The sequence below is a fragment of the Burkholderia sp. FERM BP-3421 genome (genome assembly GCF_028657905.1).
Taxonomy (GTDB): domain Bacteria; phylum Pseudomonadota; class Gammaproteobacteria; order Burkholderiales; family Burkholderiaceae; genus Burkholderia.
In genome coordinates this window covers 1491991-1502453 of sequence record NZ_CP117781.1, presented here as the reverse complement: position 1 = coordinate 1502453, position 10463 = coordinate 1491991, and the positions used below count along the sequence as shown (strand labels likewise).

Annotated in this window: 12 protein-coding genes; 4 read left to right on the top strand and 8 right to left on the bottom strand. The window is 68.8% G+C overall.

The genetic code is table 11. The features are described 5' to 3' along the window. Window positions 1-3: 3 nt before the first annotated feature. From Bsp3421_RS09615 to Bsp3421_RS09595, 5 genes are read right to left on the bottom strand one after another with little or no spacing between them, the layout of a single operon-like run. Complete coding sequence (locus Bsp3421_RS09615; RefSeq protein WP_273995671.1) at window positions 4-531, bottom strand: cupin domain-containing protein; 528 nt, start codon at window positions 529-531, stop codon at window positions 4-6. Between the two features lie 27 nt (window positions 532-558). Then, entirely contained in the window at window positions 559-1329 is a 771-nt protein-coding gene (locus tag Bsp3421_RS09610) for an SDR family oxidoreductase (RefSeq protein ID WP_273998269.1), read from the bottom strand. Further along, a complete protein-coding gene (locus Bsp3421_RS09605; RefSeq protein WP_273998268.1) occupies window positions 1322-2383 on the bottom strand; it encodes an aromatic ring-hydroxylating dioxygenase subunit alpha in 1062 nt (353 codons plus the stop codon). The genes Bsp3421_RS09610 and Bsp3421_RS09605 overlap by 8 nt, the downstream gene beginning before the upstream one ends. A gap of 50 nt (window positions 2384-2433) precedes the next feature. After that, complete coding sequence (locus Bsp3421_RS09600; protein WP_273998266.1) at window positions 2434-2745, bottom strand: recombinase-like helix-turn-helix domain-containing protein; 312 nt, start codon at window positions 2743-2745, stop codon at window positions 2434-2436. 1 nt (window position 2746) lies between these two features. Then, window positions 2747-3064, bottom strand: coding sequence for a non-heme iron oxygenase ferredoxin subunit (locus Bsp3421_RS09595; protein WP_273998264.1), 318 nt, complete (start codon window positions 3062-3064; stop codon window positions 2747-2749). A 425-nt stretch (window positions 3065-3489) separates the two neighbouring features. Between Bsp3421_RS09595 and Bsp3421_RS09590 the strand changes: the two genes are divergently transcribed. Next, window positions 3490-4566 carry a porin gene (locus Bsp3421_RS09590; RefSeq protein WP_273998262.1) on the top strand — a complete coding sequence of 359 codons (1077 nt, stop codon included), beginning with the start codon at window positions 3490-3492 and terminating at the stop codon, window positions 4564-4566. Between the two features lie 483 nt (window positions 4567-5049). On the opposite strand, the gene Bsp3421_RS09585 is transcribed toward Bsp3421_RS09590, so the two are convergent. Together Bsp3421_RS09585 and Bsp3421_RS09580 are read right to left on the bottom strand one after the other, a co-directional pair. After that, window positions 5050-5988, bottom strand: coding sequence for an IclR family transcriptional regulator (locus Bsp3421_RS09585; protein WP_273998261.1), 939 nt, complete (start codon window positions 5986-5988; stop codon window positions 5050-5052). Between the two features lie 66 nt (window positions 5989-6054). Then, entirely contained in the window at window positions 6055-6669 is a 615-nt protein-coding gene (locus Bsp3421_RS09580) for an alpha-ketoglutarate-dependent dioxygenase AlkB family protein (RefSeq protein WP_273998336.1), read from the bottom strand. 133 nt (window positions 6670-6802) lie between these two features. Here Bsp3421_RS09580 and Bsp3421_RS09575 point away from each other — a divergent pair, with 133 nt between their 5' ends. The 3 genes from Bsp3421_RS09575 to Bsp3421_RS09565 all read left to right on the top strand — a co-directional run bounded on the left by Bsp3421_RS09575 (window position 6803) and on the right by Bsp3421_RS09565 (window position 9672). Further along, window positions 6803-7387 (top strand): malonic semialdehyde reductase, encoded by a 585-nt coding sequence (locus Bsp3421_RS09575; protein ID WP_252986037.1) that lies wholly within the window; start codon window positions 6803-6805, stop codon window positions 7385-7387. Window positions 7388-7440: 53 nt separating this feature from the next. Continuing rightward, window positions 7441-8604, top strand: coding sequence for a metallophosphoesterase (locus Bsp3421_RS09570; RefSeq protein ID WP_273998259.1), 1164 nt, complete (start codon window positions 7441-7443; stop codon window positions 8602-8604). Window positions 8605-8964: 360 nt separating this feature from the next. After that, window positions 8965-9672 (top strand): MgtC/SapB family protein, encoded by a 708-nt coding sequence (locus Bsp3421_RS09565; protein WP_273998257.1) that lies wholly within the window; start codon window positions 8965-8967, stop codon window positions 9670-9672. A gap of 19 nt (window positions 9673-9691) precedes the next feature. On the opposite strand, the gene Bsp3421_RS09560 is transcribed toward Bsp3421_RS09565, so the two are convergent. After that, entirely contained in the window at window positions 9692-10411 is a 720-nt protein-coding gene (locus Bsp3421_RS09560) for an autoinducer binding domain-containing protein (protein WP_273998255.1), read from the bottom strand. Window positions 10412-10463 lie beyond the last annotated feature (52 nt).

The following is a 10463-nucleotide window of genomic DNA, read 5'->3' as shown; positions in this document are numbered from 1 at the left end:
GGTTCAGCGCTTGAGCTTCGCGAGCGGCGAATCGGGCGGATACGTCGGCGTGATCGGCGCGGGCGAGCCGAGCATCACGCACATCAGCGCGTCCTCCTCGCCGACGTTGATCTCGGTCCGATAAACGCCGGGCGGCACCGAGATCAGGTCGCGTTCGCCGAGCGTCGCTTCCCAGGTTTCGCCGTCGCGCTCGCAGACCACCTTGATGCGCCCGCGCAGCACGAAGAAGATCTCCTCGACGTCGACGTGGATATGGCTCGGGCCGACGTTGCCGGCCGGAATCACCATCGTCGAGAACGTGAACTGGCCGGCCGGCACCGTGTTGGCGTCCTTCGCGACGCCCGTGCCGCCCGTGCCGACGTAGCGCATCTGCGCGCGCCGGTACTTCGGATCGAAGTCGGCCTGGAACTTGAGCGCGTCCCAGTCGTAGCGGCGCGTCTGCAAGCGCGCGACGCGCCCTTCCATCCAATCGGCGAAGCTCGCGCCCGCCGGCTGGCTCCATGATTTGCGTTCGATATCGGCTTCCACCATCGTCATCTCCTAGTCGGTCAAGCAGGGTCAATGCATCACGAAGCCGCCGTTCACCGGCAGCAGTTGGCCTGTCACGAAGCGCGCGGCGTCGGACAGCAGGAACAGCACCGGCCCCGTCGTGTCGTCGGTGGTTTGCGCGCGCGGCAACGCGCGGCCCTGCCGGTAGTACGCATGCCGCTCGGCCGGGACATAGGCGGTCGCCTCGACCTCGGTCAGGCCCGGCGCGATCGCATTGACGGTCACGCCCGCGCCGCCGAATTCGCGCGCGAGCGCATGGGTCAGCGCGATCACCGCGCCCTTGCTCGCGACGTACGCGAGCAGCTTCGGCGCGCCCCACAGCGCGGTGTCGGAGGCGAGATTGACGATCGCGCCGCGCCCCGAGGCCGCGAGGTGCGGATAGGCGGCGACACTCGCGAGCCACAGGCCGCGCACGTTGACGTCCATCACCGCATCCCAGGTCGCGACGTCCAGCTCGGTCGCGAGCCGGCCGCCCGAGTGGGTCACGGCCGCGTTGTTGATCAGCCCGTCGAGGCCGCCGAGCCGCCGCGCGCCTTCGGCGACGAAGGCGCGGATGCTCGCCGGGTCCATCAGGTCGACGCCGACGTATTGCGCGTCGCGCCCCTGCGCCGCGAGCCGCTCCGCCAGCGCCTGCCCCTGCGCGTCGAGCAGGTCGCCGAACACGACGCGCGCGCCGGCCGCCGTCAGCGCCTCGACGAACGCCGCGCCGAGTCCGCGCGCGCCGCCCGTCACGAGGACGCGACGCCCGTCGAGCGCCACCGTCTGCATGCGCTCAGTCATGGGCGGGCTCCGTCGCCGCGCGCCGCGCGTCGAGCGCGGCCAGGTGTTCCTGCGCGCGCTGCCGCAACAGTCGCCGCACGCGCGTGATGCCGATGTCGTGCTGGTACAGGTATTCGTGATCGCGCGCGTCCGGCGCGAGGCTTTCGAGCACGTAACGGTCCTGTTCGAGCACCGCCCAGTGCAGCCCTTCGAGGCGGTTGCGATACAGAAAGCGCCAGACGTCGCGCTGCCAGCCGCTCACCTTGCGGGTGCGCCAGAAATACACCTGGCAGTGGTCGCGATCGACCGGCGTCGCGAAGCCGACGATGCCGAAGTTGCCGCCCGGGCCGAACTTCTGCCGGTAGGGAATTTCGAGCCGCAGCCACACGCAGCCGGTCTCGCCCAATTCGACCCAGTCGAAGTTCACGTCGCGCTGGTTGACCTTCTCGAACATCAGGCCCGTGTCGGTCTTGCGCACGCGCATGTCCGCCTGCTTGTCGCCCTCGGCCATCGAGTGGGACGCCGCGTGCAGATAGGCGCCGTGCATCGGATCCATCACGTTGTCGATCGCGTACTGGTAGTTGCAGCGCCAGTTCGACACGCACAGGAACTGCGCGTACTCGGGGGCGACCAGTTCGTCCGGCAGGCGCAGCGGCGCGGGCTCGCGATGCGCATCGTCGCCGAACCAGACGAAGATCGCGCCCGCGCGCTCCTCGACCGGATACGACTTCACGCAGGCCTGCCCTTCGAGCGGACAGTTCGCGACGGCGGGCACGCGCGCGACCGTCCCGGCGCCGTCCACCTCGATGCCGTGATACCAGCACGCGACGCGCTCGCCGAGGTTCCAGCCGAGCGACAGGCGCGCGCCGCGATGCGGGCAGCGATCCTCGAGCGCATGGACGCGGCCCGCCTGATCGCGCCACAGCACGATCTGCTCGCACAGGCGGGTCAGGCCGACGGGTGCGTTCGACACCTGCCAGCTCGGCGCGACGGGATACCAGTAGTTGCGGATGCCGCGGTCGAGATAGTCGCGGATCGGATCGCCGTGCGTGGACGGCTGGACGGGGGACGTCATGATTGGGGGACTCCGGTGTTCAGGGGAAACGGCGCTCGGCGGCCGCGCCGTCACGCGCCCAGCGCGGCCAGCGCCGCGCGGAAACGCTCGACGGTCCACGCCGCGCCGTCGGGCGCGCGGCTGCCGAGCCGGTTCAGGCCGTCGATCACGTCCTCCAGCTCGGTGGCGCCGCCGTCGAACACGCGCTCGAGCGCGTCGCCCAGGTCGTTCTCGTAGCGGGTGGGCTCCGCGCCGCGGGTTTGCCAGACCTGGTTCGGCGCCGCGCCGGGCGCCTCGATCTGCCCCTTGCCCGCCACGTTGTTCGGTTCCGGCGCGCGCCACGGCTGCAGATGGGGGTTGAAGTTCAGCGTCGTCTCGCTCATGTCATTCCACCTTGATCTGAATTTCGTCGCCGGCGAGCCGGACCGCATAGGTCTTCAGCGCGCGTCCGCCCGGCCCCTTCAGGCACGCGCCGGTGCGGATATCGAACACCGCCTCGTGCAGCGGGCACTCGATCGTGCCGTCATCGACGAAGCCCTGCGTGAGCAGCGCGTACGCATGCGGACAGACGTTCTCGAGCGCGTAGACGTCGTCGCCAACGCGGTAGATCCCGACCTCGACGCCGTCGGTCCGCTTGAACTCGATCGGCGCATCCGCGGACAGCGCGCCGGCATGTCCGGCGCAAACCCATTGTTCAGACATCTCAACCCTTCCTTCAGAAGATCGACATCACAATTCGTTCCATACAAGGAACATCGGTTTATGGATGGTGATTATAGGACTGGGCTCGACACAGAAAAATAAAAAGCATGGAGCCCTAGGGAAAACACCGAACGGCTGAAGGCGGGAGCCATGCCGGGATCGGCACACAGGCGATATGTCACATATTCCAGGCTGATTTCTTCATATCAGGCGACATCGGCACGCGGGATTTCCCTGCTGTACCGCGCCGCCGATTTATTTTTTTCCACGCGAAGACCGCTTTTATACTTCGTCCCATACAGGGCACAAAGTTCCATATATGGAACAAACAGAAGACCCGAACCATGCGGCGGCGACGCGCCGGGCGGGCCGACCGGCGCGCGGGAACCGCCCGCGTCCACCAGGAACACAGGTCAGGAGATCAAATGGTCAAGCATGCATGGGCGGTCCTGCTGAGCGCGGGCGCCATCACGGGCGCGCAAGCGCAAAGCAGCGTGACGCTGTACGGCAGCCTCGACGCGGGCGTCGCCTACGTGAACAACGTCGGTGGCAGCGCGAAGTGGCTGATGATCCAGGGCAACACCCAGCCCGACCGGTGGGGCCTGAAGGGACGCGAGGATCTCGGCGGGGGGCTCGCAGCGGTGTTCCAGCTGGAGAACGGCTTCTACACGAACAACGGGCAACTGGCGACCGCGAACACGCTGTGGAACCGCGCCGCCTACGTCGGCGTGGAGTCCGAGCGCTACGGCACGCTCACGCTGGGGCGTCAGACGCCGCTCAATTTCGACTGGCTCGATCCGCTCGGCACCGCGTACCTGGCCATGAGCTGGTATGCATTCCACCCGGGCAACCTCGACGGTCTCGCCGCGACCGGCAACGTGCCGTACAACAACGCGATCAAGTACCGTTCGCCGACCTTCGCCGGGTTCACCGCCGCCGCGATGCTCGCGCTCGGCAACACGACGAACTTCGCGACCGGCCGCTCGTTCGGCGTCGGGCTGCGGTACGCGAACGGCCCATTGCAGGCCGCCGCCGTGTACTCGAACGAGCACAACCGCTCGCTGCTGATCAGCCAGACCGGGATCACGAGCTTCCAAGGACAGAACACCGCGAACGGCTATCTCGCGGACAAGGTGGAAAACATGGGGGTGGGCGCCTCCTACGCGTTCGGCGACCTGCTCGTGCATGCGCTGTACACGCGCACGACGATGCGGTCGAACGGCCAGTCCGACACGTTCCAGAGCTACGACGCCGGCGCGAACTACCGGATCACGGCCGCCAATACGCTGGCGGGCGGCGCGGCCACCTCGACGCTCGCGGGGCGGCGCTGGACGCAATTCGAACTCGGCGACATCTACGCGCTGTCGAAAAGCACCCAGCTGTATGCGAACGTGCTGTACGAGCGCGGCAACGGCGGCGCGCAGGCCGCGTTCTTCACCGCGGGCGTGTCGATCTCGGCGAACCAGGTGATCCTGTTGACGGGCATTCACCACTCGTTCTGACTGCGCGCGCCTGCCACGGCGATCCCTGCCCGCCCGCGCGGCATGCGGCGATCGCCGTGGCGCATGATGCGCATCGGCCTTGCGCGCGCGAGGCGCTCCCGCGCATGAAAAGCCAAGGGACCTGAAGCGGGACCGGTGCGGCGAACGCGCACGGCAAAGCCGACCGCGAAACCATGAAACGCGCCCCGGTGATCCGTTGCGAGGCCGTCATATCGCCTTGCCGACCCGCCCTGGACCCAGCGCCCGCGAAAGGTCGTGGCGCTTGACCGCCTCGCAACGCGGCGAACCGAAGCGCCAATCGTCATTGCCGCGGATATACACGCGCACCTCCGAGAGCAAGTGCGCCAGCATGGGCGCGCAACGCGCACGCGCACCGTCGCTTCCTGGGCCAGGTAGCGCGCCGTCTGCTGATTGTGGATCCGGACCGCCGAGGAGCGCCTCGCCGCGCGCGCGGCGTCCCGGGCACATCACACCATCACACCATCACACCATCGCGACCTTGTGCCGCGCGTGCGCGACGGTCGGATCGGTGTCGAGCGGGCGATAGTTGAGCCGCAGCGACAGGTCGACGGCCGCGCCGCACACGGCCTCGACGAGCCGCTCCTTCTCGCCCGCGCCGCCGATTTCGGAGCGCGGCACGGTCGCCGTGATCGCGGCGACGATCGACCCCGAATGGTCGCGCACCGGCGCGGTCACGGCGGAGATGCCGCTCTCGAACGCGCCTTCGCTGATCGCGTAGCCGAGCCGCGCGTAGTGGCGCACGCGCTCGTACAGCTCGTCGATCGTCGCGGGCGTGTGCTCGGTGAATGCGTCGAGCCGCTTCTCCGGATACAGCTGGCGCATCGCGTCGCGCGTGAGATCGCCCATCAGCACGTGGCCGTGCACGGTCGCGTGCGCGGGCAGCCGGGTCCCGACATGCACCTTCACCGAACCGAACATCGACGCATGGCTCTGCGCCTTCGCGACGAACACCACGTCACGCCGGTCGCGGATCAGCAGATGGGTGGACAGATGCGTCGCCTCGCGCAGACGTTCGAGCACCGGCCCGCCGAGGTCGGTCAGTTCGAGCGAATTCAGGTATTCGAAGCCGAGCCGCAGCACGCCCACGCCGAGCCGGAAATGGCGGTCGCCGTTCACGCGTTCGAGAAAGCCGAGCGCCTCGAGGGTTTGCAGCAAGCGAAAGGTGGTCGTGCGCGGGATGCCGATCCGCTTCGACAGTTCAGGCGCGCCCAGCACGGGCTCGCGCGCCGAGAACTCGGCAAGGATCCGCAAGCCGCGCTCGAGCCCCGGAACGAGATAGGCGGCGGCGCCGCTCGCGGCGTCGCCATCGTCGCTGTCCGACGCCGCGGGCGCGACGTCCGCCTGCGGGCGCGCGGAAGCGGCGCCCCGCTTCGCGGCGACGGTGGTCGTTGGTTTAGCCATGGCAGCTGAAAGTGACGGAAAACAACCCGAATCATAACGCGAAGCACCCGCCGCCCCGCGGCCGGCTCACGCGGCGTCGCGCCCCGCCGCAACCCCACGCGGCGTCACCCAGCGGAACGTGAGATTGATCCGCTCGCCCTGCACGGCCGGCTCCTTCGGCACGCGATGACGCCATTCCGCCTGGGTGCGGCCGCGCATCACAAGCAGGCTGCCGCTCGTCATCCGGTACGCATGCACGACGCCCGTCGCGTTGTGCCGCAGATCGAAGCGGCGCGTCGCGCCGAAGCTCAGCGAGGCGATCACGGGCTCGCCGCCCAGCTCCGGCTCGTTGTCCGCGTGCCAGCCCATCCCGTCGGCGCCGCTCCGGTAACGGTTCAGCAGCACGCTGTTGAAGCGCGCGCCGCAGTCCACCTCGGCGGCGTCGCGCAGCGCGCGCACCGCGGGCGTCCACGCCGCGGGCACGTTGCGGATGCCGGAATACACATAGACCGCATCGGCCTCGCCCTGCCACGCGGTCAGGCGCGGCAGCGGCAGCCGGCCGCGCGGCGTGCGGATCGTATCCTGGCGCCAGGCCGGCTCGGCGCTCAGGCGCGCGAGCCACGCGCCGGCCGCCTCGGGCCCGATCCAGCCGGGCCGCCAGTCGACGTCCGGCAGCGGCACGTCGTCGAACAAATCGGGCATCATCGGTCAAACTCTCCGCATCCAGCTATCATCGCGGCATGGCGACGCGCCCGGCCTCCGGGCGCGTCGCCGGCCCTTTTTGAAATTCTAGCCGCACGGCGGCACGCCGCTTGCGCTTTCATCCGGATCCACCATGACGCTTTCCGCCTCCGCCCTCGATCAACTGTTCCGCACCGCACGCACCCATAACGCGTGGCAGCCGAAGCCCGTCGACGACGCCCTGCTGCGCGAGCTGGTCGATCTCGTCAAGTACGGCCCGACTTCCGCCAACGCGAGCCCGGCCCGGTTCGTGTTCGTGAAGTCCCCCGAAGCGAAGGCGAAGCTCAAGCCCGCGCTCTCGGAAGGCAATCTCGAGAAGACGATGGCCGCGCCCGTCACCGTGATCGTCGGCATGGACCTCGCGTTCTACGAGCACCTGCCGCGCCTGTTCCCGCATGCGGATGCGCGCAGCTGGTTCGCGGGCAACCCGGCGCTGATCGAGGCCACCGCGTTTCGCAACGCCTCGCTGCAAGGCGCGTATCTGATCCTCGCCGCGCGCGCGCTCGGCCTCGACGCCGGGCCGATGTCGGGCTTCGATCCCGCGCAGGTCGACGCCGCGTTCTTCGCCGGCACGTCGATCAAGGCGAATTTCCTCGTCAATCTCGGCTACGGCGATCCGAAGGGCCTGTTCCCGCGCAGCCCGCGCTTCGATTTCGACGATATCGCGCGCATCGAGTAAGCATTCCGCCCTCCCGCGCCGGCACGTCCGGCGCCTCCCTTGCCGGTCTCCCCATGCGCCGCATTTCCGCCTTCCTGCTCCGGCTGACCGTCATCGGCGTGCTGCTGCACGCCTATGTCGGTTTCCGCCTGATTCCCGACCTGGCCGCGCCCGCCGCGCGCTGGGGCGCCGCGCTGTGGCTCGTCGCGTCGTGCTTCCTGATCCCGCTCGGCATGCTGTCGCGCACCTTCGAGCGCCAGCCGCTCGGCGATCGCGTCGCCTGGATCGGCCTGCTCGCGATGGGTTTCTTCTCCTCGCTGCTGGTGCTGACGCTGGCGCGCGACGTGCTGCTCGCGTCGCTGCTGACGGTCGACACGTTCGCGCCCGGCACGCTCGCATTCGCGCATTGGCGCGCCGCCACCGCGACAGGCGTGCCGCTCGCGGCGCTGGCGGTCAGCGCGATCGGCTTCGTCAACGCACGCCGCCGCGCGCGCGTGGTCGACGTCGACGTGCCGATCGACGGCCTGCCCGCCGCGCTCGACGGTTTCACGATCGTGCAGATCAGCGACATCCACGTCGGGCCGACGATCAAGCGCGGCTATGTCGAGGCGATCGTCGAGGCGGTCAACCGGCTTCAGCCGGACCTGATCGCCGTGACGGGCGACGTCGTCGACGGCGCGGTCGAGCAGCTCGCGCATCACGCCGCCCCGCTCGGCGCGCTGCGCGCGCGGCACGGCGCGTACGTGGTCACCGGCAACCACGAGTACTACTCGGGCGCCGACGCGTGGATCGCGGAATTCCGGCGGCTGGGGCTCGACGTGCTGCTCAACGAGCATCGCACCCTCGTCCACGGCGACGGCCAGCTCGTGATCGCGGGCGTCACCGACTATTCGGCGGGCCACTTCGATCCCGCCCATCGCAGCGACCCGGACGCGGCGCTCGCGGGCGCGCCCGCCGACATCCGGATCCGCGTGCTGCTCGCCCATCAGCCGCGCAGCGCCGATGCGGCGGCGGACGCCGGCTTCACGCTGCAACTGTCGGGGCATACGCACGGCGGCCAGTTCTTCCCGTGGAATTTCTTCGTGCGGCTGCAGCAGCCGTTCACGGCCGGGCTCGCGCGACTGAACGGGCTGTGGGTCTACACGAGCCGCGGCACCGGCTACTGGGGGCCGCCGAAGCGCTTCGGCGCGCCGTCCGAGATCACCCGGGTGCGGCTGGTGCGCGCGCCCGGCGCCTGAATCCATCCCGCCGCTCACGCGGGCGCGAGGCACGCGTCCCTTTCCCGTATGCGGCCGCGCAGCCAGCCGCGCGGGTTGACGGCCGCGACGGGTCGCCCCTAGAATGCCGGCCATTCAATCATTCAGGAATCGTCGTGGACAGTAGCAGCGCAACGCCCACACGCTTCGCCGCCTGAACGCCCGCCTGCCGCAGCCGCCGCGCTGCCGCCGCCCGCGTTCCGTGCGCGCGGCGCGTGCTCCCTCCGTTTCACACAACCTGCCCCGTCCACGCGGTACATTGCTCGCGAGGACGTCGATGCGCGAGCCCCCGCGCCGCCGGTTGCTGGGAAACGGCGACGTCACATGTACGGCAGGACAACTATGACTCTCGATTTCGCACTTCGTCTTTTCACCGCGTTCGCCTGCGGCGTCGCGATCGGCCTGGAGCGGCAGATGCGCCAGCGCACCGCCGGCCTGCGCACGATCACGCTCGTCACGAGCGGCGCATGCCTGTTCGTCACGCTCGGCGTCCTGACCGGCAACGGCATCGCCGGCGTCACGCAGATCGCGGCCTATGTGGTGTCCGGCGTCGGCTTCCTCGGCGGCGGCGTGATCATGCGCGACAAAGGCTCCATCCAGGGCATCAACACGGCGGCGACCCTGTGGTGCTCGGCCGCGGTCGGCGTGCTGTCGGGCTCCGGCCACTTCCTGCCGGCCATCGCCGGCACCGGCGTCGTACTGCTCACCAATACGCTGCTGCGCGGCGTGAGCCAGGCGATCAACTCGACGCCCGTCTCCAACGCGGACCTGGTGCGCGAATACCAGATCACGGCGATCTGCCTCGCGTCCGACGAAGTGCATATCCGGACACTGCTGTCGAACTCGATGTACGCGAAGCCGCTGTCGTTCCAGAGCCTGACGAGCGAGGACGTGCCCGAGCAGCCCGAGCGGATCAAGGTGACCGCGACGCTCAAGCTGCACCCGAAGGATCAGCAGAAGCTCGAACAGATCGCGAGCCGGATGAGCATGGAGAAGAGCATCTCGAGCGTCAGCTGGACCGCCCGGGAAGCCGAACCGCTGATGGAATGACGCCGCGCGGCGCTCAGCCTCACGGCGCCTCGATCAGGCCCATCGCGATCGCCTTGACGACGGCCTGCACCTTGTTGGTCGCGGCGAGCTTGTCGAGGATGTTGTTGACGTGGAAGTTCACCGTGCGCTCGGAGATGCTCAGGATCTGGCCGATCTCGCACGCGGTCTTGCCTTCGCCCGTCCAGCACAGAACCTCGCGCTCGCGCTGGGTCAGCGTGACGCTCGCCTCCGGCGCGAGCTTCGGCACCAGGAAGCGGCTCATCAGCGAGTGCGACAGGTTCGCGAGCCAGTTGGTCTGCAAGGTCAGCATGTTGATTTCGGCGGGCGTGAGCCGATCCGCATGGCGCGCGATCGTCAGCAGACCGAACACGCCGCGCGCGGCCCAACTCGACTGCGCGACGCCGACGGCCAGCCCATGCTCGCGCGCATCGTTCCACAGGCGCGGCTGGTCGGCGGTGTCCGCGTCGGGCCAGACGATCATGTTGGTGGTGCGCGCGCCTTCGCGCACGGTCGAGTCGATGTCGAGATACGACATCTCCTGATAGCGCGCCATCCAACCTTCGGGATAGGTGTCGAAGATCGCGACGGCCGGCTTCGACACCGGCAGCGGCACCCGGATCCCATAGCAGCAATACTCGAAGCCTAGACGCTTGGTATAGGCCGCGATGAGTTGAAACAGCTGCTGCTCGTTTTCCGCAGCGCTAAATTGTTGATAGGCATCTTGCCAGCGCAGTTCCATTTGATCTCCGACAACTTCACGCTGTCATACTTGCTAGGTTTCAGCCTGCCCG